Origin of the sequence: Sorangium sp. So ce321 (genome assembly GCF_051530195.1) — a bacterium.
GTDB lineage: Bacteria > Myxococcota_A > Polyangia > Polyangiales > Polyangiaceae > Sorangium.
This window is the reverse complement of the sequence record NZ_CP150329.1, coordinates 2,528,421-2,553,415: the sequence shown is the minus strand read 5'-3', so window position 1 is coordinate 2,553,415 and position 24,995 is coordinate 2,528,421. Positions and strand designations below refer to the sequence as shown.

General features: G+C 74.3%; 14 protein-coding genes. 7 read left to right on the top strand and 7 right to left on the bottom strand.

Annotated features, from left to right (window positions below; all coding sequences use genetic code 11):
* Window positions 1-99: 99 nt before the first annotated feature.
* The 5 genes from speB to WME89_RS09925 all read right to left on the bottom strand — a co-directional run bounded on the left by speB (window position 100) and on the right by WME89_RS09925 (window position 7,882).
* Window positions 100-1,080 (bottom strand): agmatinase, encoded by a 981-nt coding sequence (speB, locus tag WME89_RS09945; protein WP_438008982.1) that lies wholly within the window; start codon window positions 1,078-1,080, stop codon window positions 100-102.
* 582 nt (window positions 1,081-1,662) lie between these two features.
* Window positions 1,663-3,780 carry a substrate-binding domain-containing protein gene (locus WME89_RS09940; RefSeq protein WP_438008981.1) on the bottom strand — a complete coding sequence of 706 codons (2,118 nt, stop codon included), beginning with the start codon at window positions 3,778-3,780 and terminating at the stop codon, window positions 1,663-1,665.
* 279 nt (window positions 3,781-4,059) lie between these two features.
* Window positions 4,060-6,198 carry a substrate-binding domain-containing protein gene (locus tag WME89_RS09935; RefSeq protein ID WP_438008980.1) on the bottom strand — a complete coding sequence of 713 codons (2,139 nt, stop codon included), beginning with the start codon at window positions 6,196-6,198 and terminating at the stop codon, window positions 4,060-4,062.
* Between the two features lie 191 nt (window positions 6,199-6,389).
* The gene (locus tag WME89_RS09930; RefSeq protein WP_438008979.1) at window positions 6,390-7,073 is read right to left on the bottom strand and encodes a hypothetical protein; all 684 of its coding nucleotides are present in this window, start codon (window positions 7,071-7,073) and stop codon (window positions 6,390-6,392) included.
* Between the two features lie 107 nt (window positions 7,074-7,180).
* Complete coding sequence (locus WME89_RS09925) at window positions 7,181-7,882, bottom strand: hypothetical protein (RefSeq protein ID WP_438011917.1); 702 nt, start codon at window positions 7,880-7,882, stop codon at window positions 7,181-7,183.
* A 99-nt stretch (window positions 7,883-7,981) separates the two neighbouring features.
* On the opposite strand from WME89_RS09925, the gene WME89_RS09920 reads away from it, so the two are divergent.
* The gene (locus WME89_RS09920; RefSeq protein WP_438008978.1) at window positions 7,982-12,964 is read left to right on the top strand and encodes a sigma 54-interacting transcriptional regulator; all 4,983 of its coding nucleotides are present in this window, start codon (window positions 7,982-7,984) and stop codon (window positions 12,962-12,964) included.
* 40 nt (window positions 12,965-13,004) lie between these two features.
* Here WME89_RS09920 and WME89_RS09915 read toward each other — a convergent pair whose 3' ends face one another.
* Window positions 13,005-14,609, bottom strand: a complete 1,605-nt coding sequence (locus WME89_RS09915) for a hypothetical protein (RefSeq protein ID WP_438008977.1) — start codon at window positions 14,607-14,609, stop codon at window positions 13,005-13,007.
* Window positions 14,610-15,232: 623 nt separating this feature from the next.
* Between WME89_RS09915 and WME89_RS09910 the strand changes: the two genes are divergently transcribed.
* From WME89_RS09910 to WME89_RS09895, 4 genes are all read left to right on the top strand, one after another.
* On the top strand, window positions 15,233-15,859 hold the full coding sequence (locus tag WME89_RS09910) for a hypothetical protein (RefSeq protein WP_438008976.1): 627 nt from the start codon (window positions 15,233-15,235) through the stop codon (window positions 15,857-15,859).
* Between the two features lie 133 nt (window positions 15,860-15,992).
* Entirely contained in the window at window positions 15,993-16,349 is a 357-nt protein-coding gene (locus WME89_RS09905) for an energy transducer TonB (RefSeq protein WP_438008975.1), read from the top strand.
* A 152-nt stretch (window positions 16,350-16,501) separates the two neighbouring features.
* The gene (locus WME89_RS09900; RefSeq protein WP_438008974.1) at window positions 16,502-18,652 is read left to right on the top strand and encodes a substrate-binding domain-containing protein; all 2,151 of its coding nucleotides are present in this window, start codon (window positions 16,502-16,504) and stop codon (window positions 18,650-18,652) included.
* Window positions 18,645-19,250 carry an endonuclease V gene (locus WME89_RS09895; protein WP_438008973.1) on the top strand — a complete coding sequence of 202 codons (606 nt, stop codon included), beginning with the start codon at window positions 18,645-18,647 and terminating at the stop codon, window positions 19,248-19,250. The genes WME89_RS09900 and WME89_RS09895 overlap by 8 nt, the downstream gene beginning before the upstream one ends.
* Before the next feature lie 75 nt (window positions 19,251-19,325).
* Here WME89_RS09895 and WME89_RS09890 read toward each other — a convergent pair whose 3' ends face one another.
* Complete coding sequence (locus tag WME89_RS09890) at window positions 19,326-20,399, bottom strand: LysR substrate-binding domain-containing protein (RefSeq protein WP_438008972.1); 1,074 nt, start codon at window positions 20,397-20,399, stop codon at window positions 19,326-19,328.
* Between the two features lie 126 nt (window positions 20,400-20,525).
* On the opposite strand from WME89_RS09890, the gene WME89_RS09885 reads away from it, so the two are divergent.
* The gene (locus tag WME89_RS09885) at window positions 20,526-23,696 is read left to right on the top strand and encodes an efflux RND transporter permease subunit (RefSeq protein WP_438008971.1); all 3,171 of its coding nucleotides are present in this window, start codon (window positions 20,526-20,528) and stop codon (window positions 23,694-23,696) included.
* A complete protein-coding gene (locus WME89_RS09880) occupies window positions 23,693-24,943 on the top strand; it encodes an efflux RND transporter periplasmic adaptor subunit (RefSeq protein ID WP_438008970.1) in 1,251 nt (416 codons plus the stop codon). Before WME89_RS09885 ends, WME89_RS09880 begins: the two co-directional genes overlap by 4 nt.
* Window positions 24,944-24,995: the final 52 nt, after the last annotated feature.

Below are 24,995 nucleotides of genomic sequence, written 5' to 3'. Positions count from 1 at the left end.
CTCAGCGGCACGCCGGGGCCTGCCGGCGACCGCGCCGCAAGGCCCATGGCCCCATGGCGCCGGCGCGCTGCCTGCAGCCATGCCGGCGTCGGGCCCACGTCAGCCGGCGAGCCCCGGCGCCGCGGCGGCGCCTGGCCGGCGCGCGTACAGGACGAGGTGCTCGTACGCGATGGTCGCCGCGGCCAGCGCCGTGATGCCCGCGGCGTCGTAGGCCGGCGCGACCTCGACGACGTCCATGCCGACCACGTCGATGCCCGCGATCCCGCGCAGGATCTCGATCGCCGTCGCGGTGCTGAGCCCGCCGCAGACGGGGGTGCCCGTGCCCGGCGCGAAGCTGGGATCGAGGCAGTCCACGTCGAACGTCACATACACCTTGCGCCCCGCGACCGCCTCCCGGACGCGCTGGATCACGGCGGCGGCGCCGTTGCGGTGGACCCAGGGAGCGTCGAGGATCTGGAATCCACACGTATCCGGGTTGTGGGTGCGGATCCCGATCTGCACCGAGCGGGCCGGATCGACGATGCCCTCCCGAGCGGCCTGGAAGAACATCGTGCCGTGATCGATCCTCCCGGCCTCGACGTCGTGGCTCCATGTGTCCGAGTGGGCGTCGAAGTGGATCAGCGAGAGCGCGCCGTGCTGCCGGTGAAGGGCCCTCAGCACGGGCAACGTGACGAAGTGGTCGCCGCCGATCGACAGCGGCGCGGCCCCGCCGCGGAGGATCCCCGCGATGTGCGCCTCGATCGCGGCGGGGACATCCATCGGCCGGCCGAGATCCCACTGGCAGTCGCCGTAATCGACGACAGCGAGCTGCTCGAGCGGGTCGAGCTCGCAGCCATACGGGCGGTCCCACGCGAGCAGGGCAGACGCCTCCCGCACGGCGCGGGGGCCGAAGCGCGCGCCGGGCCGGTGCACCGTCGCCGTGTCGAGCGGGAGCCCCGTGACCGCGACGTCCACCCCCGTCAGATCCCGCGAGTACTTGCGGCGCAAAAACGAGAGCGCGCCCGCGTACATCGGCTCGGACGAGGCGCCCGTGAGGGACTGTGCCGTGAACGCATGATCGCCGCGGGTGCTATTCGCCATCTCGCCTCCGTCCCATCCTCGGATGACCGCTCACCGACAGACACCATGAAACCGCGCGGTGGAGCCCGGACCTCCCGCGAGCGCCGGCCGCGCCGCGCGGGAGCCGCCGGCGTCCCCGTGCGAGCGGCGACCCGGGCCCTGCCGGCGGTGCATCGCCAGCGGCCCGCGAGCCCGATCCGCAGCAGCGCGTCGCTGCCGGCGCCGGGTCCAGGAAGAGGCGGACACCTGGGCACAAAAAAAAGAGCGCCCATTCGACGGCGGGGGGGGGAAGCCGTCACGGGCGCTCTGCTCCAGGTAGTTTGCAGGATACGGGCCAGGGCGATCACCGCAGGTTCTTGGGGGTTAGCCCTAGGTGAATGCACCGATGCCTTTCACTCCTGAGATCGGCCTTGCAGGCATGGCAGCTCGGCGGCTCGCGGCGAGCACCAGGGGAGAGGCTGCCGGGCGAGCGCAGCCGGCCGCCGCGCGTTCGATCGGGCGAGCGCAGCCGGCAGCCGCGCGCTCCGCGAGCGAGGGGGTCGGCCACGGAGCGGCCGGCCGGCGGGAGCCCGGGGCGCCGGGGGCCCTGCCCCGCCCGCCTGCTCATCGCCCGGGCCGCGTGAGCCGGCTTATCGCGGCGGCGAGCGACTGGAAGATGGATATCCCATGCAGCTCGATGCCGAGCTCGACCATGCTCTGCGCCATCCTGGGCCCCACGCCCACGAGGCTCACGCGCGCCCCGAGCAGACGCGTCGCCTGCGCCGTCTGCACCAGCGCCGCCGCCGTCGCCTCGTCCACCAGCGGCACGCCCGTCAGGTCGAGCAGCACCCACCGGGCGCCCTCCCGCGCCACCCCCGCGAGCACCGCCTCCAGGATCTGCCCCGCCCGCGCCGCGTCGATCGCCCCGATCAGCGAGATCAGCAGCACCCCCGGCAACAGCGGGATCACCGGACAGCCCAGCTCCCGCACCGTGCTCGACAGCGCGCGCTCGCGCTCGTACGCCGCGGCCAGCATGTCGCGCTCCTCGTGCAGCGCGGCCTCCATGTCGTGGCGCTCGAACGCCGCGACCAGGAGCGATAGCCACATGGCCAGCGGCTGGAGGTTGTCCGTGAAGCTCTCCGTGTGCAGCCCTCCCAGCACCAGCGTGCCCCAGTCGCGCCGCGCGTTCGCGATCGGGACCATCACGAGATAGCCGCTCGGCTCGTCCGGTGAAGCAGCCTCCATCAGCTCGGGCGGCGGAAAGAGGCCGGCCTCGCACCGGTCCCCCACGAGCGCGGCGAGGCCCGGATCGTCGGCGCGCACGGCGTCGATGATGAGCTCCGGCCCGCCCCGGCCCGCGTCCTTCGCCCACAGCGCGATGCACGCCACGCGCACGGTTGTGTGCCGCAGCCACCCGAGGCGATCGTCGCTCCAGATCTGCGTCGACGTGAGCAGCCCGCTCATGTCCATGTTGGCGCGGACGAGCCGCTCGAGGCTCCTCACGCCGCGCCGCTCCCACGCCATGAGGGCCCGCTGCTGCGCGAGGCGCGCGCTGTTGAGGAAGGCCTCCATCCGGCCCGCGGCCTCCGGCGCCGGCGCGCCGGCGAGCTGCCGCGCGGCGGTCTTCTCGACCTGCTCCAGCACCGCGAGGAGGGTCTCGACCCTGTCGTTGCGCGCGACCGCGGCCGCGAAGGCGCGCTCGAGCGCCGCCAGGTCCGGCAGCTCCGCCCCGGTGAGCGCCGCGCCGACGCCGCGCGCGATCACCTCGGCCTCGGGCCAGATCAGGGGCGCTTCGTCGGGCGACGCGAGCGCTGGCCCCTCGAGCGCGCGGTTCATGCGCCAGGACAGCTCGCCCTGCCAGTCGCCCCGCTGCCCGAGCTCCGGCGGGGGCGGGCCCGCTGCGCCCCGGGCGCTGCCGCACGAGCGCCGCACCACCAGCTCGGCGGGGACGCGGGTCACGAGCTGCGACGGGGCGCGGCCGTCGATCTGCTCGATGAGCCGCTCGACGGCCACCCTCCCGAGGAGCTCGGGGTTCTGCCGCATCGTGGTGAGCGGCGGGTCGCAGTGCTGGGCGATGCTGATGTCGTCGAAGCCCACGACGGCGATGTCGTCGGGCACGCGGTAGCCGTGCGCCCGGATCGCGTTCAGCGCGCCTATCGCCATCTCGTCGTTGCCCGCCACGATCGCGTCGCAGAGCTTGCCGTCGCGCTCGAGCAACGTCCGGAAGCGATGCTCGGTGTACCAGATGGTGCACTCGTCGAAGTACGAGAGCAGGTTGAGATCGGTGTCGAGCCCGTGCGCCCTCATGGCCTCGTCGAACGCCTCGCCCCGCTCGACGAAGTCGTCCGAGGACGATTTGCCTATATAGGCGATGCGGCGGTGGCCGAGGCCGACGAGGTGATCGACGAGCCGGCGGATCGAATCGCGGTTCTCCGCCCGGACGACCGGGCAGCGCGCACCGAGCGCGGGCCCGCAGAAGATCACGGCCGGCTTCCAGCCGGACAGCAGCTCCTCCAGGCCGTCGGTGATGTACATGGTGATCCAGCCGGCGACCTGCTGGAGCCCTACCCCGCGCCCGTGCACCGACCGGGGCGACCCGCAGCTCAGGAGGAGCTGGTAGCCGCGCTCTCGCGCGGCGCGGTGCATGCCAGCAAACGCAGCGCAGTTGAAGGAGTTGTCGAAGGCGGCCGACGCGACGCCGATCACATTCGAGGCGCGCTGGTTGACAGGCCCTGTGCTCATCCCGGTCGTGACCTCGCCCATCCCACGCTGCGAGCCTATCACCGACCTCGAGCCCGCGACCGGTGAACTTCGGCGCAACCGCCGGAGCCGTCGAGCCAGTGCGCACCCGCGCCGCCACCTCATCCCTCCAGCGCGACCGCCTCGGGTGAGGGCATGTAATTACTCCGGATCCGGTCAGACACGTTGGTAAGCAGGACACCCCGGCTCCGGTCAGACACCCTGGTGAGCAGGCCCCTATCGGCTCCGGAGCGGCCGCGCGAGAGGGAGTCGAGAGCCCCGTCAGCCGGGGGACTGCGTCAGGTGGTTTATCGCGGCGGCGAGGGACTGGAAGATGGATATCCCATGCAGCTCGATGCCGAGCTCGACCATGCGCTGCGCCATCCTGGGCCCCACGCCCACGAGGCTCACGCGCGCCCCGAGCAGACGCGTCGCCTGCGCCGTCTGCACCAGCGCCGCCGCCGTCGCCTCGTCCACCAGCGGCACGCCCGTCAGGTCGAGCAGCACCCACCGGGCGCCCTCCCGCGCCACCCCCGCGAGCACCGCCTCCAGGATCTGCCCCGCCCGCGCCGCGTCGATCGCCCCGATCAGCGAGATCAGCAGCACCCCCGGTAACAGCGGGATCACCGGACAGCCGAGCTCCCGCACCGTGCTCGACAGCGCGCGCTCGCGCTCGTACGCCGCGGCCAGCATGTCGCGCTCCGCGTGCAGCGCGGCCTCCATGTCGTGATGCTCGAACGCCGCGACCAGGAGCGAGACCCACATGGCCAGCGGCTGGAGGTTGTCAGCGAAGCTCTCGGTGTACAGCCCTCCCAGCACCAGCGTGCCCCAGTCGCGCCGCGCGTTCGCGATCGGGACGATCACGAGATGTCCGCCCAGCTCGTCCGGTGAGGCGGCGTCGAGCAGCTCGGGCGGCGGAAAGAGGGCGGCCTCGCACCGGCGCCCCACGAGCGCGGTCAGGGCCGGATCGCTGCTATGCACGCTGTCGATGAGGAGCTCGGACCCGGCCCCCCGATCGTCCGCCCACAGCGCGAGGCACCCGACGCGCACGGTGGTGTGCCGCAGCCACCCGAGGCGCTCGTCGGTCCAGATCTGCTTCGAGGCGAGGAGCCCGGTCATGGCCATGTTGGCGCGGACCAGCCGCTCGAGGCTCGTCACGCCGCGCCGCTCCGACGCCGCGAGGGCCCGCTGCTGCGCGAGACGCACGCGGCCGAGGAAGGTCTCCATCCGGCGCGCGGCGTCCGGCTCCGGCGCGCCGGCGAGCTGCCGCGCGGCGGTCGCCTCGACCTGGCTCACCACCGCGAGGAGGGCCTCGATCCTGTCGTTGCGCGCGACCGCGGCGGCGAAGGCGCGCTCGAGCGCCGCCATGTCCGGCAGCTCCGCCCCGCTGAGCGCCGCGCCGAGGCCCTGCGCGATCACCTCGACCTCGGGCCAGACGAGGGGCGCCTCGCCGGGCGGCGAGGGCGCTCCCAGCGCGAGCAAGGAGCCCAGCTGCCTGGGTAGGTCGCGCTGCCAGTCGCCTCCCGGCGCGTCGAGCGCCGGCGCGAGCGGCCCGGGGTCCCACGAGGCGCTGCCGCACGAGCGCCGCACCACGAGCTCGGCGGGGACGCGGGTCACGGGCTGCGGAGGGGGGAGGCCGTCGAGCAGATCGATGAGCAGCTCGACCGCCTTCTTCCCGAGGAGCTCGGCGTTCTGCCGCATCGTGGTGAGCGGCGGGTCGCAGTGCTGGGCGATGCTGATGTCGTCGAACCCCACGACGGCGATGTCCTCGGGCACGCGGTAGCCGCGCGCCTGGATCGCGTGGATGGCCCCTATCGCCATCTCGTCGTTGCCCGCCACGATCGCGTCGCAGAACTTGCCGTCGCGCTCGAGCAGCTCCCCGAGGCGCTGCTCGGTGTAGACGATCGAGCTCCCGTCGAAGCAGGAGAGCCGGTTGAGACCTGTCTCGAGCCCGCCCGCGCTCAGCGCTTCTTCGAACGCCCTGCTCCGCTCGACGAAGTCGTCCGAGGACCACTTGCCGATGAAGGCGATCCGGCGGTGGCCGAGGTCGATGAGGTGCTGGACGAGCCGGTGAATCGAATCGCGGTTCTCCGCCCGGACGATCGGGCAGCGCTCGCCGAGCGCGGGCGCGCAGAAGATCACGGCCGGCTTGCCGTCGGACAGCAGCTCTTCCAGGCCGTCGATGGTGTACATCGCGATCCAGCCGGCGAACTGGCGGAGCCCTAGCCCGCGCTCGGCGACGCTCCGAGGCGACCCGTAGTGCACGAGGAGCTGGTAGCCGCGCGCCCGCGCGGCGCGGTGCATGCCACCGAAGACGACGGCATTGAAGGAGTTGTCACAGAAGAGCGACGCGACGCCGATCACGCTCGAGGTGCGCTGGCCGATAGCCCCCGTCTCCATCCCGGTCGAGATGCCCCCCATGAGCTGGCGAGCCTATCACCGGCCTCGACGGAGCGAGCAGGGAACTTCAACGGGAGCGATCGGGCTCTCTCGGCGGGTCGCGCGCTCCGGCGCGACGCTCCCCGGGTGCGCGCATGTGGATGTTCCTGCACGGGCATGCGAGCGCGGTCGGCGCCGCCGGCGCCTCCCTCGGGCGGCCGCTCGCGGCGCGGTCAGGTGCCTTGACGAGCGTGCCCGAGGGAGGGCTCCGGACCGACGCAGCCGCAGCCGCACTCGTTGACGAACTGCGACTGGCTCTCCGCGCAGATGAAGTCGATGAGGTGGCATTCCTCGATGTCGTGAGAGACATAGCGCACGTCCGGATCGCTCGAGTCCGGGCAGGCCGGCGCCTCGGGGGCGATACAGCCGCACCCGCACTCGTTGACGAACATCGTCTCGGGCGGCGAGCACGCGAAATCGAGGAGCTCGCACTCCCGCAGATCGCTCGATACGTAATGAACCGCCGGATCGCTCGGGTCCGGGCAGGTTGGCGCCTCGGGGCCGATGCAGCCGCACCCGCACTCGCTGAAGAAGTGCGTCTGCGGCGGCGAGCACGCGTAATCGATGGCCTCGCACGCCCGCGGGTCGCGCGATATGTAATGGACCTCCGGGTCGCTCGGGTCCGGGCAGGCCGGCGCCTCGGGGCCAATGCAGCCGCACCCGCACTCGTCGGAGAAGAGCGTCTGCGGCGGCGAGCAATCGAAGTCGATGCGGGCGCACTCCTCCGGGTCGTGGGAGACATAGCGGACCTCCGGGTCGCGCGGATCCGGGCAGTCACCGCCGCTCACCTGGGGTTGGCACCCGAGCGGACCGAGGAACGCGGATATCGAAAGGAACCACAAGGCATTTGATCGCATGTTCGTCTCCATGGTCTTGTCGCAAGAGAGAGGGTTCGTGGGAGCGCGCCTCCACCTGGAGGCCCGCCAGAGGCTCCCCGGAGGGGGCCTGCAAGCTTCTCGTCGACTCAGGGCACGCCGCGCCCGAAGAGCGTCACCGCGCGACGGATGACCGCGGTGGCCGCGGGGGAGGACGCCTCGATGAGCAGCACCTCCTCGCGCAGGCCGGACGCGCGCGGCCGGAACTCCACGCGGACGTCGAGGGGCTCGCCGGGCGCGAGGACAACGGGCGCCGGCCCTCCCTGCAGGGCGAGGTCGGCGGCCGGCGCGCGGAGCGCGATCGCGTCGATCGCGAGCGGATCCGCGCAGCTGTGCTCGAGGCGGAGGGCGACGGTGGACACCTCGAAGGCCGCCGTGTCGGGCAGCTCGAGCTCCGGCTCGACATGGAAGCAGTCGGCCAGCGGGCGCGGCGCGCGCTCGAGGACGCCGTCCGCGACGACGAGATCCACCGGCGCGGAGCGGTGCTCGCCGCGCCGCGCCTGCACGCGCACCTCGTCGCCCAGACGAACATCCGGCGAGAGGAAGAAGCTCCCGTCGGCGCCGACCTCGGCGACCGCGGGCGGCGCGGTCCCGTCGAGGTTCACCGCCCAGACGGCGTCGGCGTTCGTCGCGCTCCCCGGTCCGCCGGCGAGGTCGACCGGCCCTGTGTCGCACACCATGCAGACGTCGCCGGTCACGTCGCCGAGCTCGGGCGCAGCCGGCGGCTCCGGGATCGGGTTCACCCCGCACCCGGCCACGCACGCCACCAGAAGAACCGCGAGCCAGCGCATCACGCCGCCAGGCTGTTCAACAGCCGTGCCAGCGCGACCGCTCGGGTTTCCCGAGAGTCCGGTCGCCTTGTTTGTACCATTGTGTTCCACTCTGTACCGATGGTACAGCCCGGCATTGCGCCAGGGGTCGTCGTCGACGGCCGCTACGACGTCGTGCGCGCGCTCGGGCGCGGCGGGCTCGGCTCCGTCTTCGAGGCGCGCGACCGCCTCTTCGAGCGCGACGTCGCGCTGAAGGCGCTGCGCCTCGGCTCCGCGGGCGCGGTCGAGGCGTTCCGGCGCGAGTTCTCGCTGCTCGCGGCCTGCGCCCACCCGCGCCTGCCGCGCGCGTACGACTTCGCCCGGACCACGTCCGGCGGCGCGCCGCTCACGTACACGACGGCGGAGCTCATCCGGGGCCGGACGCTCGCGGAGCACGCCCGGGGGCGCGCCTTCCGCGCGGCCTTGCCCGTCCTGCTCGACGCGCTCGACGCGCTCGGCTGGCTCCACGGCGCGGGCATCGTCCACGGCGACTTCAAGCCCGACAACGTCCTCGTGCGCGACGACGGCGCGGGCGTGCTCATCGACCTCAGCGCGGCGCGCCGGATGCGCGCGGCCGCGGAGGACCTCTCGGGCACGGCGCGGTTCCTCGCGCCCGAGCTCCTCCGGGGCGCCACGCCGAGCGCGCGCTCCGACCTCTTCGCCGTGGGGCGCACGCTCGAGGACCTGTTCCCGCTCCTCTCCGGGGCGCCGCCCGCCGCCGCGCGCCGGCTCGCGGAGCGGCTGACCGCGGAGGACCCGGCCCGCCGGCCCTCCGGCGTCGACGAGGTCCTCGAGACCCTCTCCGCCGGCGGGCTGCCGCGGCGCGCGCCCGCCGTGCTGAGCGAGCCGGGCGAGATCGTCGGGCGGGAGCGCGAGGTCGAGGCGTTCGGCGCGGCGCTCGAGGCGCTGCTCCGGGGCGAGCGCGGGCCGCGCGCCGTGGTCGTCACGGGCGAGGAGGGCGCCGGCAAGTCGCGGCTGTTCCGCGAGCTCAAGTGGCGCGCGCAGCTCCGCGCGCCGGTCTTCGAGGGCGCCCCCCGCGGCGACGACCCGCTCCGCGCGCTGCTGCTCCGCGCGCTCGGCGGCGGATCGCTCCCGGCCGGCGTCGACGCGCTGCTCGGGGCCCGCGGCGTGCTCGCGCGGGCGCGCGCGCCGCTCGCGCACGCCGACCGGGCAGAGCGGCCGCGCGTGCTCGCGATCGACGACGCGGACCGGCTCGGCGCGCACGACCGGGCGCTGCTCGAGGCGCTCGTGCGGTCGACAGAGCCGACCGACGCCCTCCTCTGGCTCATCGCCTCCGCCGATCGGCTCGGCGTGAGGGGCGCCTCCGTGATCGAGCTCCCGCTCGGCCCCCTCGGCGAGGAGGCGGTCCGGGTGTGGACGGCGCCGCTGGCCACGGCGGCGCGCGCGTCGGACCTCCTGCGCGCGAGCGGCGGCCGCCCGCGCGCGCTCAAGGAGCTCTGCGCCGCGCTGGCGCAGCGCCGGCTGAGCGAGGCGGAGCTCGACCGGTTCGTGGACACGACGGGCACCCCGGAGCTCTGGCGCCGGCGCGTGGCCGCGCTCGACCGCGGCGAGGCGCGCGCGCTCGCGGCGCTCGCCGTCGCCGACCCGCTCGGCCCCGACGCCGCCGCGGCGCTCGGCGTGGGGCGCGCGGCGCTCGACGCGCTCGAGGCAGCGGGGATCGCGCGGCTCGACGGCGACGGGCACCGCCTCGGCCAGCCCGGGCAGGCGAGGGCGCTCGTGCCCTGGCTCGACGCGGGGGTCGTGCGCGAGGTGGCGCGGGCGCTGGCGGCTCACCTCGCCGGCGCGGAGGAGGGGGCGCTCGCCCCGGCGCGGAGCAGCCAGCGCGCCGCGGACCGGGCGAGGGCGCTCGCCCTCGCGGGCGACCACGAGGCGGCGCGGCGGGCGCTCGCCGCTTCCGAGCCGATGTTCGAGTGGGCGCCGCGCGCCTGGGTGCGCGCGGCGGACGCCGCTTGCGCGGCCATGCCGGAGGCGCGGACGCTCGTGGCCGCCGCGTCCGCGCTCGAGGCGGCGGGCGACCCGAGGCGCGCGCTGTCGCTGCTCGCGCGGGCGAGGCGGGGGACGCGGGCGAGTCGACCAGGCGCGCCCGCGCCGCCGCCCGGGGTCGGCGCGGAGCTCTCGTACAGGGCGGCGCGCTGCTACGAGAAGCTCGGCAAGGTCGCGCGGGCGCTGCGGCAGCTCGCGCGCGCGCGCGCCCTCTCGGCCGGGGCGGTCGACGTGGTCGACGTGCGCCTCGCGAGCCTCTCCGCGCGCTGCCTCCTGCGCCTCGGCCGCTACGACGAGGCCCGGCGCGAGGCCGAGGGCGCGCTCGCCGTCGCGGAGGCCGCGGCCGCGCTCCCGGCCGGCGAGGCGGCGGCGTCGCCCGGCGCGGCGGCGTCGCCCGGCGCGGCGGCGTCGCCCGGCGCGGCGGCGTCGGCCGCCGCGGAGCTCGCCGAGACGCTGGGCCTCGCGCTCGGGTACCTGAGCGACCAGGCCGGGGCGCTCCGCAGCCTCGCGCGCGCCGTGGCGCTGCGGCCGGCGTCGGACTCGCCCCGCGCCCGCGTCCGCACGCTCAGCTACCACGCGCTCCACGCCTACCGCGCCGGCGACACGGCCCTCTCGGCGCGCGGGTTCCAGGACGCGCTCGACCTGGCGGAGGCGGAGGGCCTCGGCGACCTGCTCGCGACGGCCGCGCTGAACCTGGGGACGGCGCGGCACCAGCTCGGCGACTGGGGCGCGGCGCTGCGCTGCTACGAGCGCGGGCTGCGGGCGGCCGCCGCGTTCGCCAAGGAGCGGACCGAGGCGACGCTGCGCTTCAACCTCGCGAAGATCCACGCGGACATCGGCCTGCTCGAGCGGGCCGAGCTCGGCGTCGCGCGCCTGCGCGCGCTCGAGGGCGCGGAGGTGCCCGGGGAGATCGCCGCGGCGGCGCTCGGGCTCGCCGCGGAGATCGCCGCCGCGCGCGGCGCGCTCGGCGAGGCGACGCGGCTGCTCGAGGAGGCCTGCGCGGGCCACGCGGCGCGCGGCTCGAAGCGCGAGGCGTGCGAGGCGATGATCCACGCCGCGGAGGTCGCCCTGGCGGCGCGGGACCGGGCCGCCGCGGGCGCCCGGCTCGCCGAGGCCGCGGCGCTGCTCCGGGAGACCGACGCGGCGGACCTCGCGCTGCGCCGCGCGACGGCGGGCGCGGAGCTCGCGCTCGCCCTCGGCGACACGGACGCGGCCCTCGCGGAGGTGCAGCGGGGCGCGGACCTCGTGGCGAGGGTCGCGCAGCTCGAGCTCCACGCGCGGCACGAGGAGGTGTCCGCGGAGGTGCTCCGCCTGCGGTCGGCGGCGGCCCTGGCCGAGCGGCACCGCACGGCGGCGCTCGAGTGCTGGGAGCGCATCGGGAGCACGCTCCCCGCGGAGCTCGCCGAGGTCTTCTGGCGGCACCCCCGGCGGGCCGCGCTCCGGGTCGGGCCCGCGCAGCCGGCGGCCCGCATGGAGCTCGTGATGAAGCTCCTCGAGGTGAACCGGCGCCTGAGCTCGACGCTCGACGCGGAGGAGGTGCTCCGCCTCGCCATGGACGCGGCCATCGAGCTGACCGGCGCCGAGCGGGGCTTCGTGATCCTGGCGTCGCCGCCGTCACCGTCGCCCTCGCCTCCGGTGGACGCGCGGGCGAAGGTCAGGCTCGAGGTCGCTGTCGCGCGGAACCTCGACCGCGAGCGCGTCGGCAAGAGCCAGCTCAAGTTCAGCCACGGGATCGCGAAGCGGGTGGTCGAGCGCGGGGAGGCCGTGCTCACGGTCGACGCGCTGGCCGACGAGCGGTTCCACGGGAACGCGTCCGTGCACAGCCTGCGGCTCCGGTCGATCGTGTGCGTGCCGATCCGCGCGCACGGCGCGGTGCTCGGCGCCGTCTACCTCGACAACCGGTTCCAGCGCGGCAAGTTCGCGGCGGGCGACGCGGATCTGCTCGGCGCCTTCGCGGACCAGATCGCCGTCGCGCTGCACAACGGAAGGCTGGTGGCCGAGCTCCGGGACCGGACGCGGGCGCTGGAGGAGGAGCAGCGCCGGGTCGCGGAGCTCATGCGCTCGCAGGCGGACGAGATCGAGCGGCTCTCGCACGAGCTCGAGCGGACGCGCGCGGACGCGCGCCACGATTTCCCGGAGATCGCGGGGCGGAGCGCCCCGATGCGGGCGGTGCTCGCGCTCTGCGAGCGCGTCGCGGAGAGCGACGTGACGGTGACGGTGACGGGCGAGAGCGGCACGGGCAAGGAGCTCGTCGCGCGCGCCATCCACTCGGGCGGGCCCCGGCGCGAGGGGCCGTTCGTGGCGGTCAACTGCGCCGCGCTGCCCGAGGCGCTGCTCGAGTCGGAGCTCTTCGGCCACGTGAAGGGCGCCTTCACCGGCGCCGTCCGGGACCACGGCGGCCTGTTCCTCGCGGCGCGTGGCGGGACGCTGTTCCTCGACGAGCTCGGCGAGATGCCGGTCGCCGTGCAGGCGAAGCTGCTGCGCGCGCTCCAGGAGCGGGAGATCCGCCCCGTGGGGGCGGACCGCAGCATCCCTGTGCCCGACGTACGGGTCGTCTGCGCGACGAACAGGGACCTGCGGGAGGAGGTCGCCCGGGGGCGCTTCCGCGAGGATCTCTACTACCGGATCAGCGTCATCGAGATCCGCCTGCCGCCGCTGCGCGACCGCCCGGACGACATCCCGGCGATCGCGCAGGCGGTCGTCGAGAAGCTCGCGGCGCGCCAGGGCCGCCCGGCCTTCCGGCTGTCCCGGGGCGCGCTCCGGCGGCTCACGACGTATGGCTGGCCCGGCAACGTGAGGCAGCTGGAGAACGTCCTGGCGCGCGCGTGCGTGCTCGCGCCCGGCCCGGAGATCGGCCCGTCCGACATCCAGCTTCCGGCCGCGGCGCCCGCGCCGCGGGGCAGGTCGCGCGCCGACTACCGGGGCGCCGAGGAGGAGCGGATCCGCGCCGCGCTCGAGCTCTCCCGCTGGAACGTGTGCGAGGTGTCGCGGAGCCTCGGAATCGCGAGGACGACGCTCTACCGGAAGCTCGCGCGCTACGGGCTCCTGCGCGGCGAATGAGCGTCGGCCTGCGCTCATGGCGTGGGCCCGGCGCTGGCGGCTAATCCCAGACGCGCACCACCATGAGCCCCAGGTTCGATCGCTTCCCCGCGGCCACGATGCGGCCGTCGCGCTGGACGGCGACGGCGTCGAGGCGGTTGGTCTCCGGGTGGTCGTCGAGCACGACGGCCCCCGAGGCGCCGAACCCTGGATCCTTCGTGCCGTCCGGCAGGAACCGGAGGATCGAGGCCGTCACGCCCGCGCTCGCCGTGCCTCCCGCGACGGCGCCGAGGATCTTGCCGTCGGCCTGGAGGGCGACGCCGTAGCCCCGCACATAGTGCCCCTCGCCCGCGCTCGCGCGCAGCAGACCGCTCCCGCCGAACGCCGCGTCCGCCGAGCCTTCCGCGTCGAAGCTCGCGAAGACCCACTCGTTGACGCCGTCCAGCGCGTAGCCCACGAGGAACGTCTTCCCGTCGGGTGTGAGGGCGAGGTCGGCGTCCCGGTACGGCGCGTGGTCGAGGGTGCCGGTGCCGCCCGTCCCGTAGTCGGGATCCGGTACCCCATCCGGGTCGAACCGGGTCACCGCGAAGGTCGGTCCACCGGAAATCGTCCTCGTTCCTCCGGCCACGAGCCGGTCGCCCTCACCGACAGCGAGCCCATGAAACGGGCTCTCCTCGATCGCCACCACGCCCCCGCCGCCGAAGGCGCGATCGACGTCGCCGGTGGGAGAGAACCTCACGACGACGCCGCGGTTGCCGGCGGCCGCGACGCCGACGGCGACGATCGCGCCGTCGCTCTGGATCGCGACGTCGAAGCCCTCCGTGTCGCTGCCAAAGGCGGGATCGAGCGTCGCGACCCCGCTCGCGCCGAAGGCCTGGTCGACCCCGCCGTCCGCGTTGAACCGGACGATCGCGATCCGATCGTTCCGTGTCCCCACCGCGAGGATGCGCCCGTCCGGCTGGAGCGCGAGCGACTCCACCGCTCCCGCCTGGCCGACGACGAGGCCCTCCGTACCGAACTCGGGATCGAGCGCGCCGCTCGGCAGGAAGCGCGCGAGCCCCCAGGTCGCTCCGTCGACCCCGGCGACGAGGATCTTGTCGTCCGCCTGAACGACGACGGCGCGCGCCTCGTGCGCCGTCCCGCTGGAGGCGATTCCATCTCCATCGAACGACTGGTCGAGCGTCCCCGGCGGGTCGGCGACGAGGAGGGAGACCGGCACCGCGCGCTCCTCCAGCCCGGGCGCGCTGGCCCGGAGCGACGGCGTCGCTCCGCCGACCGACGCGAGCGCGTCGGCGGTCACCGTGAGCACGCCGGTTGCCTCGTCGCCCGGGACCACGACCGGGCTCGCCGTGACCCCGCCCGGCAGATCCGACAGCGAGAGCTCGACGTCGCCCGCGAAGTCGCCCGAGCGCGCGACGGTGACCGTGAGCTCCGCGGAGCTGCCGCGCACGACGCGCGGCGCCGCCGGCTCGATCGCGAGGGTGAAGCCCTCCTGGGCCGTCCCGCCCTCGCCGCCCGTCCCGCCGCCGCCCGTCCCGCCGCCGCCGTGCCCGGGCCCGCCGCCACTGCCGCTCCCTCCCTCCCCTGCCGCGGCGCCGCCGTCGCCGTCGCGCGAGACCTCGTGAATCCCGAGGATGCTCTCGCAGCCGAGCGCAAAGGAGGCCATGGCCGCCCCCGCGAGGCAGGCGGCGCGCGCGAATCGGACGCCTCGGACTGGCCGGATCAGCGCGCTCCTCGGCGCGGGCGGCGCGAGCGGGGAGAACATGCCAGCACGCTATCACACCGCCCCCGCGCTGGACGCCGCGCCGGCGCTCCCCCGCTCCGGGCGCAGGCGCGCTCCACCTGCTGCGCGAGCGCATCCGCACCCTTGGCCAGGCGGGATCGGGAGCGCGTCGATCTCCGCTGTCCATGAATCAGGCACCGAGTCACAGAGGCACAGCGGACACAGCGTGTCTCACCGCTCTTGTCCTCCATGACCTCTTTCCGTTTGGCTCGGCCTCTCCGTTCCGATCCCGCGACGCGCGTGCTGCACGCAGCCCTGGCGCAGCCTCGCCGGGCCTGGACGGCCCGCTCGCTCCGCTCCATCACGCTCTCGGGTCGCCGGAGGCGCGCGGCCTGCGTCGCCCTGCTCCTCCGCTGACCGCCAAGCCGTGGTCCGCCAGCGGCGCGCAGCCCCGACCCGGCGGCAGGCCGCTCGCCGCGCCTCGACCGCTGCGCCCGGAAGGTCCACCGCTCCTCGATGGCGGGCGTGTACTGTACATCCGTTCAATCATCTGCTAGCCGACAGGCATGCGCTCCCGCAAGGCCGCCGCCGCCGTCGTCGTCGAAGAGCTGCCGCCCAACGAGGATCCTGTCGACGCGATCCCGCCCGACGACACGGCGGCGGACGAGACCTTCTCCGGCGACGGAGCGCCGCCCTCGCTCGAGCGGATCTGCATCGACTGCGGCAGCGGCGGCGGCGGCGGTCACGACGGCTGCGCGCACCGCGAGCGCGCCCGCTTCCACGCCCCGCCGCGGGCGGCGCTCGAGCTGGTCGCGCGCCTGCGCCGGGCCGCCGCCGAGCACCGGGCCGCCGCCCGCGCCCTCCGCGCCCTCGTGACCGCCGAGCACGCGCGCGGCCGCGCCGAGCTGGAGCGGGCCGAGCCGGAGCCGCCGCCGGAGCCGGAGCCGCCGCAGCGCGAGGCGCCGGAGCCGCCGGCGCCGCCCCCGCCTGCGGCGGCGGCGCCGGAGCCGGTCGAGCCGTCGCCGGCCATCTGCCCGCGCTGCGCCGAGCGGACCGCCGAGCGGACCGAGGGCGAGCCTGCCGAGGCGGAGGCGCCGCCGCGCCGGCCGAAGCGCCGGGGGCGCGTGGTCCTCGAGCAGCAGGCCCTCCCCTTCGCGAGCGACCCCGAGCAGCCGCCGGCGCACGGGGCGTGAGCCCGGGCCGAGCCGCTGCGGAGGGAGCCGGTCACGACTGGAGCGACGTCGCGTTGGCCCGATGTCGACGAGCCGACCCCGCACAGCCAGCGAGCGTGGGATCCGCCGCCGTTCCGGGGTATGCGTTGCTTCCATGACGAGGCACACCCGGGCGTCCATGACGCTCCTGCTCCTCTCCGCCCTGCTCCCAGCAGGCGCATGCGGCGGCGCGTCGCCTCCTGAGCTCATGAGCACCGGAGAGCACGGCGCGTGGGCTTGCTCCTTTCCCGAACAGGCAAAAGACATCGAGTCGGCGGTCACCGTCATCGCCGTGTACGTCGGCGCGGACGGCTCCCCTCGATCGGTGCGGGTCCTCAGCGATCCAGGATACGGCTTTGGCCAGGCCGCCGCCCGGTGCGCCATGACGAAGCGATTTCGCCCGGCGCAGGACGAGCACGGGACCCCGATCGTGGCCTGGTCGCCGCCGATCACGATTCACTACACGCGGTAGTTCCGGGGAGCCCTGCACCTGTCCTGCCGCTCTCGCCACCTGAGCGCAGCCGGTCGGCATGACACACGCGGGGATCCCATGATAGGTGTGCCCGTTTGTGATCGCGGCGCGGCGGCACGCCGGAGCCGAGGACAACCGAGGACTCTCCCACCATGTCGCTCGACAGAGCCATCGGCATCATGTGCCCCGACATCTGGGGGACGTATTTCTGCGAGCTGCTCGGCGGCATCCAGTCGGCCGCCGGGCGCTCCGGATACCGGGTGATCGCCATCAGGTCGTCCCCGCGAGAGGTCCACGAGCTGAAGCTCGCGCGCGACCAGATCGACGGGTGGATCGCGGTGATCGATCCGACGGATCTCGAGCGCTTCCTCGACGACGGCCGGCCGGTCGTGACGCTCAGCACCCACGCGAGGGACGCGCGCTGCCCCTACGTCGTGCCCGACAACCACGGGGGCGCCCTGGCGGCCGCCCGTCACCTGATCGAGCACGGGCACAGGCGGATCCTCTTCGCGGGGAACATGACCCATGAGGACATCCGGCAGCGCTTCCAGGCCTACCGGGACGCGCTCGACGAGCACGGCATACCGTTCGATCCCGGGCTCGTCTTCGAGCTCCCGAACAACGAGCGGGCGAGCGGGCGGCTCGCCGCGCAGCGCCTCTTCGAGCTCGGCCTGTCCTGCACCGCGATGTTCATGGCCACCGATCAGGGGGCGCTCGGGGCGCTCGACGCCCTCACCGAGGCAGGCCTCCGCGTCCCCGAGGACATGGCCCTCGTCGGGTTCGACGACATCGAGGCGGCCAGGTACGCCTCCCCGCCGCTGACCACCGTCCGCCAGCGGTTCGACGCGCTCGGCAGGACGGCCGCGCAGATGCTCATCGATCTCCTCGCCGGCCGGGAGGTGCCGAGCGGGGGGCACGTCGGGCCGACGACGCTCGTCGTGCGCCGCTCCTGCGGCTGCTCGCCTGCCCCGGCGGCGGTCGCGCCGGGCGCGCGCGGGATCGCCGCTGGCCAGAGCGCAGCGGGCCAGGCCGACGCGCTCGCCACGCTCGCCCAGGAGCTTGCCGCCCTCGCGAGCTTCTCGGCGCCGGTCGACCCGGAGGCCGCGCCGGCAGACGCCTGGCCCGGGGTGGCGGACGTGCTCGCGGGGCTCGAGGCGGCCGCCCAGGGCCGGCCTGGCCCCCAGGCGGCGGCGCTGGAGCGGGCGTGGCGAGACGTCGCGGCGCAGATGCCCGACGTCGGCATGCTCCTCCGGATGGTCGACCGGCTGGAGCAAGCGGGCCAGGCGATGCTCCGCGGCGCGGCGGACGCCGCCGCCGGGGAGCGCGTCGCCGCGTACATCCGGCAGGCCCGGCACGACGTGGTGCAGGGCCGCGTGGCGATCGAGTCGACGCGCGCCGACTACCTGAACGGCCTGCTCGACATCAACCTCGTCATCCGGGAGACGCTCCTGGAGCACGCGGCCGGCGGCGGGAGCAAGCTGAGCTGGCTCTCCGCCGTGCAGATGAGCTGGGGTTGCCTCGCCGTGTGGGAGGCGCGCGGCGACGCCGGCCCCGTGCTGCGGATCGTCGAGAGCGCCTCCCCCGGCAAGCCGCTCGCCTCGCCGGCGGCGGACACGCGCGTCGAGGCAGCGGAGTTCCCGCGCGGCGACTGGCTGCCCGCCGCCGTCCAGTACGACGGCGACCACGTCATCCGGCTCCTCCCGCTCCGCAGCGACGGCGAGGATCGCGGCATCCTCGCGGTCTGCGCCCCGGTGAGCAGCCCGCTCGGGCTCGATCACCGGGACATGGACGTGTGGGTGGCGATGCTCACCGCCTCGTTCGAGCGCGCCTCGCTGATCGAGTCGCTGGTCGAGCAGGAGCGGCAGACGCGCGCCGCGTACGAGCGCGAGCGCGCCCTGGCCGACGCCGTGCGCCGGCTCGGCTGCCCGGTCATCCCGCTCGACGCGGGGGTGCTGCTCGTGCCGCTCGTCGGCGCCATCGATCTGGAGCGCGCGCGCCACATCCTCGAGGTGGTGCTCGCGGAGATCAGCCGCCAGGAAGCCGAGGTGCTGCTGATGGATATCACCGGCGTGCCCGTCGCCGACCTGCAGGTGGCCGAGTCGCTGATGAAGACGACCCGCGCCGCCCTCCTGCTCGGCGCCGAGGTCATCGTCGTGGGGATGCGGCCGCAGGTCGCGCAGGGGTTCACCCACCTCGGCATCGACCTCGAGGGGATGACGCTCTACCCGACGCTCGGCAGGGCCCTCTCGGCGCTGCGGAACCGGAGGGGGCCGGTCGCGGCGCCGCGGGTGCCCCGTGCCTGAGCCGCGGCCGGCCGGGCCCGCGGCGGACCACGGCCCCACTGGAGAACCGGCGGCGGGGCGGACCGGCGCGACGGCGGGCGAGGCGCCGCGGATCGCGGTCCTCGACGTCCACTACGAGGGAGAAGGCGCCAGGGCCGCGTGCGTGATCGCGGAGCGCTGGACCGACGCGGCGGCCAGCGAGGAGCAGATCGCGACGCTCCCGTCCGTCATGCCGTATCGCCCCGGCGCCTTCTTCGAGCGCGAGCTGCCCTGCCTGCTCGAGGTGCTCGGGCGCGTGCGCGCCCGCCCCGCGGCGCTCGTCATCGACGGCTACGTGGAGCTCGACGAGGCCGGCGCGCCCGGCCTCGGCGCGCACCTCCACGAGCGCCTCGGCGGCGCGGTCGCGGTCGTCGGCGTCGCCAAGACGGCCTTCCGCGGGAGCCGCTTCGCCGCGCACGTGTGCCGCGGCTCGAGCCAGCGGCCGCTGTTCGTGACCGCGCGGGGGCTCGACCTGGGCGACGCCGCCCGGCTCGTGCAGGCGATGCACGGGGCGCACCGCATCCCGACGCTGATCGCCCGGGCCGACGCGCTCGCGCGAGGGCGCGCGCGGCCGGGATGACCTGCTCGCAACGGCCTGTCGAGGTGTCGAGTCGCGCGACATGGCCGCTGGCGCCCGGGACGCTCCGAACGCGCGCTACTCCTCCTCCGCCGCGGCCGCCCGGCGCGCGCCGGCCCCGCGGGCGCGGCGGCCCGGCTCGCCCTCGCTCTCGCCCGGAGCGCGGCGGCCCGGCTCGCCCTCGCCCTCCTGCCCCGGCTCGCCCTCGCCCTCCTCCCCCGGAGCGCGCCGCCCCGGCTCGCCCTCGCCCCGCGCCCGGCGCGCCGCGCGCGGCTTGTCGACGCCGACCCGCCGCACGAACGCAAGGAACTGCCCGAGCGTGGGAGAGGCGTCGCCCGCGCGCCACGCGAGGAGGAGGTCGGTCGACGGCGCGCCCACGATCGGCCGCAGCGCGAGCCCGCTGCGCCGGATGTTCTTGATCGAGTCCGGCAGGATGGAGACGCCGAAGCCCGCCGCCACGAGGCTCAGGATGTCGAGGTGCAGCGCCTCCTGCACGATGCGCGGGGAGAAGCCCGCCTGGCGGCAGAGCGCCACCACGAGGTCGAAGAAGGCCGACCCCCGCTGGCGCGGGAACACGACGAACGGCTCGCGCGAGAGCAGCTCGAGCGGGATGCGCTTGCGCCCCGCGAGCGGGTGGTCGGCCGGCAGGGCGACGACCAGCGGCTCGCGCCGCACGCACTCGGCGGAGAGCCGGGCGTCGTCGAGCGGCGCCCTCACGAAGCCGACGTCGATGCGCCCGTCCTTGAGCGCCTCGATCTGCTCCTGCGGCGGCATCTCGCGGAGCGCGAGCTCCACCGACGGGAACTCCGTGCGAAAGGCGCGGACCAGCTCGGTGATCCCGCTGTAGGCGAGCGACGACAGGTACCCGACCACGAGGCGCCCTGTCTCGCCGACGCTCGCGCGCCGGGCCTCGTGCACCGCGAGCTCGAGCGCGTCGAAGACCCGCCGGACCTGGGCGAGAAAGACCTCGCCCGCGGGCGTCAGATCGACGCGCCGGCGCGAGCGATCGAAGAGCGAGAAGCCGAGCTCCGACTCGAGATCCTGGATCTGCCGGCTCAGCGGGGGCTGCGCGATGCCGAGCCGCCGCGCCGCGCGGCCGAAATGCCGCTCCTCGGCGACGGCCGTGAAGTACCGGAGGTGGCGCAGATCCATACCTTGAAGGTATCGTGTGATACGAAATAATAGATTGGACGAACGTCAGGGGCACCCTAAATGCGGAGCCTGCCCCAGGCGTCGCCCCCACCCGGGGCGCTCCGGTGGGGGGACGGGAATTGGCCCATGTGGCTCGTCCGGATCGCGCTTCAACGCACGTACACGTTCATCGTGATGTCGATGCTGATCGTCATCCTGGGCGTGTTCACCATCACCCGGATGCCGACGGACATCTTCCCCGACATCGACATCCCGGTCCTGTCCGTCATCTTCAACTACGGCGGCCTCCCCCCCGAGGAGATGGAGAAGCGCATCGTCAACAATTACGAGCGCTTCCTCACGACCACCGTCAACGACATCGACCACATCGAGAGCCAGTCGCTCACCGGCATCTCGATCATCAAGATCTTCCTCCAGCCCGGCGCCAGCGTCGAGGCCGCCACGGCGCAGGTCACGGCGATCTCGCAGACCGCCATCCGCCAGATGCCGCCCGGCATCAGCCCGCCGCTCATCATTCGCTATAGCGCCTCCAGCGTGCCCATCCTCCAGGCCGCGCTCGAGAGCGAGTCGCTGAGCGAGCAGCAGCTCTTCGATTACGCGGTCAACTTCATCCGCGCCGACATCGCCACGATCCGGGGCACGCAGATCCCGTACCCCTACGGCGGCAAGCAGCGCCAGATCATGGTCGACATCGACCCGCAGCGCCTCTTCGCCTGGGGGCTGTCGCCGCGCGACGTGAACGCCGCGCTCGGGCTGCAGAACGTCATCCTGCCCTCGGGCACGGCGAAGATGGGGGAGAACGAGTACCCCGTCATCATGAACAGCAGCCCCGCGGCCTTCGAGGACCTCGGGAAGCTGCCGCTCAAGACCGTCAACGGGACGACCGTTTACCTCCGCGACGTCGCCAGCGTCCGCGACGGCAGCGCGCCGCAGACGAACATGGTGCACGTGGAGGGCAAGCGCAGCGTGCTCCTCAGCGTCCTCAAGAACGGGAACGCGAGCACGCTCGACGTCACCTCGCGCATCCACGCGATGCTGCCGGCCACGCTGGAGAAGCTCCCGAAGGAGCTCAAGGTCTCGCTGCTCTTCGACCAGTCGATCTTCGTGCGCGCGGCGGTCGACGGCGTGGTGCACGAGGCGCTCATCGCCGCGGGGCTCACCGCGCTGATGATCCTGCTGTTCCTCGGGAGCTGGCGCAGCACGCTCATCGTCGTCATCAGCATCCCGCTCTCGATCCTCGTCTCGATCATCGCCCTGAACGCGCTCGGCTACACGCTCAATGTGATGACGCTCGGCGGGATGGCGCTCGCGGTCGGCATCCTCGTCGACGACGCGACGGTGGCGATCGAGAACATCCACCGCAACCTCGGGCAGCGGAAGCCGTTCATCCGCGCCATCGTCGACGGGGCGCAGGAGATCGCCGTCCCGGCGCTCGTCGCCACGCTCTGCATCTGCATCGTATTCGTGCCGGTGGCGTTCATCACCGGCGCCGCGAAGTCGCTCTTCGTGCCGATGGCCCTGGCGGTCGTCTTCGCCATGCTGATGTCGTACTTCCTGTCGCGGACGCTCGTCCCGACCCTCGTGCGCCTGCTGCTCGAGCGCGAGGCGGCGGAGCACGCCCACGGCCACGGTGAGCACCCGAAGAGCCTGTTCGGGCGCGTCTTCGCCGCGTTCAACCGCGCATTCGACCGGCTGCGGGCCGCCTACGGCGGGTGGCTCGCGTGGGCGCTCGCGCACCGCGCCGGGTTCGTCGGCGTGTTCCTCGCGTTCGTCGCCGCCTCGGTCGCGCTGATCCCGCTGCTCGGCCGCGACTTCTTCCCGAGCGTCGACGCGGGGCTGATCAAGCTCCACGTGCGCGGCGCGCCGGGCACCCGCCTCGAGGAGAGCGAGCGGCGCTTCGCCCGCATCGAGCAGACCATCCGGGAGGTGATCCCGCCGGACGAGATCCGCACGATGCTCGACACCATCGGGATCCCGGCGAGCGGCATCAACTTGTCCCTGAGCGAGGGCGCGCAGATCTCGTCGGCCGACGGGCAGATCTTCATCGCGCTCGCGGAGCACCACCGGCCGACGGCCGGCTACGTCCGGCAGCTCCGCGCGAAGCTCAACGCGACGTACCCCGACACGACGTTCTTCTTCCTCGCCCCCGACATCTCGACGCAGGTGCTGAACTTCGGCCTCGCCGCGCCGATCAACGTCCAGGTCGTGGGCCCGATCGGCAAGGAGGACGAGACCCTCGCCGTGGCGCAGAAGATCGCCGGGCGCGTGGAGAAGGTCCCTGGCGCGGTGGACGTCCACCTCGCGCAGGTGCCGGAGCGGCCGCAGCTCCGCATCGACGTCGACCGCACCATGGCCGACCAGATGGGGCTCAGCCAGCGCGACGTGGCGAGCGACGTCCTCGTCTCGCTCTCGTCGAGCGGGCAGACGTCCCCGACCTACTGGCTCGACAAGCGCGGCGTGCAGTACCTCGTCGCCGTGCAGACGCCCCAGCACGCGATCGGCTCGTTCGACGACGTGAACGCCACGCCCCTGTCGACCGGCGACGGCCGCCCCCAGCTCCTGTCCAACGTCGCGTCGCTGTCGCGCGGCACCGGGCCGGCCAACATCACCCACTACAACGTCGCGAGGACGTTCGACGTCCAGACGAACGTCGACGGCACCGACCTCGGCTCGGTCGCGAGCGCCATCGAGCGCGTCGTCGACGAGCTCAGGCCCGAGCTGCCGCGCGGGACGAAGGTGACCATCAAGGGGCAGGCGGAGAGCATGGACTCCTCGTTCCAGGGGCTCGGCTACGGGCTCCTCTTCGCGGTCGTGCTCGTTTACCTGCTGATGGTCGTGAACTTCCAGTCGTGGCTCGACCCGCTCATCATCCTGATGGCGCTCCCGGGCGCCGTCGCGGGGATCGCGTGGATGCTCTTCGTGACGCGCACGACGCTGAGCGTGCCCGCGCTCATGGGGTCCATCATGTGCGTCGGCGTCGCCACGGCGAACAGCATCCTCGTCGTGACGTTCGCGAACGACCAGCGCAAGCTGGGCCGCGACGCGGTCGCCGCGGCCCTCGCCGCGGGCATGACGCGCCTCCGGCCGGTGCTCATGACCGCGCTCGCGATGATCTTCGGCATGCTGCCGATGTCGCTCGGCCTCGGCGAGGGCGGCGAGCAGAACGCCCCGCTGGGCCGCGCGGTCATCGGCGGTCTGCTCGTCGCGACGATCACCACGCTGTTCTTCGTGCCGGTGATGTACAGCATCCTCCGCAACAAGGCGCCGGCCCGAGACCTGCTGGCAGAGAACCTATGAGCCCCCCCGATCACCCCGCCACAGCTCCGCACCCGGCCCCGCCGGGCGACGATCTCGGGTTCGACCTGCCCCCGCCCGCCGTGATGACGAGGACGCGCGGCGTCGCGCTCGGCGTGGGCGTCCTCGTCGTGCTCGGCGCGGCGTTCGCCTCGGCCTACCTGCCCCGCCGGAGCGCCCGCGCCGCGCTCGAGGAGGGCGTGAGGGCCGGCGAGGGCGCGGCCCCGCGCGTCGCTACCGTCGCGCCGCAGCCGGTGTCGAGCGACAGGGCGCTCGTCCTGCCGGGGAGCATCCAGCCGCTCGAGGAGACGGTCGTCTACCCGCGCGTGAGCGGCTACGTGCGCAAGTGGAGCGCCGACATAGGCGACAAGGTCGAGGAGGGGCAGGTCCTCGCCGAGGTCGACACGCCCGAGCTCGACCAGGAGCTCGCGCAGGCCCGCGCGCAGCTCGTGCAGGCGAACGCCGGGCTCCTGCAGGCCAGGGCCAACCGCGACCTGTCGCTGTCGAGCGTGAAGCGCTACGAGCAGCTCGTCCCGGCGGGCGTGGCGCCGCAGGAGGAGCTCGAGCAGCGGCAGGGCCAGGCGCACGTCGCCGAGGCGAGCGTCACCGTGGCGCAGGCGGCGATCACCGCGGCGCAGGCGAACATCCAGCGCCTCCTCGACCTGAAGAGGTTCGCGAAGATCGTCGCCCCGTTCGCGGGGACGGTCACCTCGCGCACGGTCGAGCGCGGGGCGCTCGTCACGGCCGGCAACGCGACGCCGCTGTTCAAGATCGCCGCGACGGACCCCGTGCGCGTCTTCGTGGGCGTCCCGCAGGACGTCGCGCCCAGCGTGCGCGTCGACGCCCCCGCGAAGGTCACGGTGCGCGAGTTCGGGGGGCAGCCGTTCCAGGGCACCGTCGCGCGCACCGCCGGCGCGCTCGACGCGGCGACCCGGACGATGAACACCGAGGTGCGGGTGCCGAACCCGGACCGCAGGCTCCTCGCGGGCATGTACGCTGAGGTCGCGCTGACGCTGCCCACGCCGCACCGCGTGCTCGAGATCCCGGCGACGGCGCTCTACAACGACGCCAAGGGGCTCCGCGTGGCCGTCGTGGACCCGGGGAACAAGATCCGCTTCGTGCCCATCGTCGTCGAGCGCGACACGGGCGCGACCATCCAGATCGCGACGGGGCTCGACGGGAGCGAGCGCATCGTGAAGCTCGCGAGCGCGGAGCTCGGCGAAGGGATGGCCGTCGAGGTCATCCCGTGACAGGCGGCGGCCGCGCCCGGCGCGGTGGGCGGGTCGGGCGTGGGTGGCAGCC

Coding starts and splice junctions, on each gene's coding strand:
- speB (WP_438008982.1), bottom strand. CDS start 1,080: ATGGCGAATAGCACCCGCGGCGATCATGCGTTCACGGCACAGTCCCTC.
- WME89_RS09940 (WP_438008981.1), bottom strand. CDS start 3,780: ATGAGCACAGGGCCTGTCAACCAGCGCGCCTCGAATGTGATCGGCGTC.
- WME89_RS09935 (WP_438008980.1), bottom strand. CDS start 6,198: ATGGGGGGCATCTCGACCGGGATGGAGACGGGGGCTATCGGCCAGCGC.
- WME89_RS09930 (WP_438008979.1), bottom strand. CDS start 7,073: ATGCGATCAAATGCCTTGTGGTTCCTTTCGATATCCGCGTTCCTCGGT.
- WME89_RS09925 (WP_438011917.1), bottom strand. CDS start 7,882: ATGCGCTGGCTCGCGGTTCTTCTGGTGGCGTGCGTGGCCGGGTGCGGG.
- WME89_RS09920 (WP_438008978.1), top strand. CDS start 7,982: ATGGTACAGCCCGGCATTGCGCCAGGGGTCGTCGTCGACGGCCGCTAC.
- WME89_RS09915 (WP_438008977.1), bottom strand. CDS start 14,609: ATGGCCTCCTTTGCGCTCGGCTGCGAGAGCATCCTCGGGATTCACGAG.
- WME89_RS09910 (WP_438008976.1), top strand. CDS start 15,233: ATGCGCTCCCGCAAGGCCGCCGCCGCCGTCGTCGTCGAAGAGCTGCCG.
- WME89_RS09905 (WP_438008975.1), top strand. CDS start 15,993: ATGACGAGGCACACCCGGGCGTCCATGACGCTCCTGCTCCTCTCCGCC.
- WME89_RS09900 (WP_438008974.1), top strand. CDS start 16,502: ATGTCGCTCGACAGAGCCATCGGCATCATGTGCCCCGACATCTGGGGG.
- WME89_RS09890 (WP_438008972.1), bottom strand. CDS start 20,399: ATGGATCTGCGCCACCTCCGGTACTTCACGGCCGTCGCCGAGGAGCGG.
- WME89_RS09885 (WP_438008971.1), top strand. CDS start 20,526: ATGTGGCTCGTCCGGATCGCGCTTCAACGCACGTACACGTTCATCGTG.
- WME89_RS09880 (WP_438008970.1), top strand. CDS start 23,693: ATGAGCCCCCCCGATCACCCCGCCACAGCTCCGCACCCGGCCCCGCCG.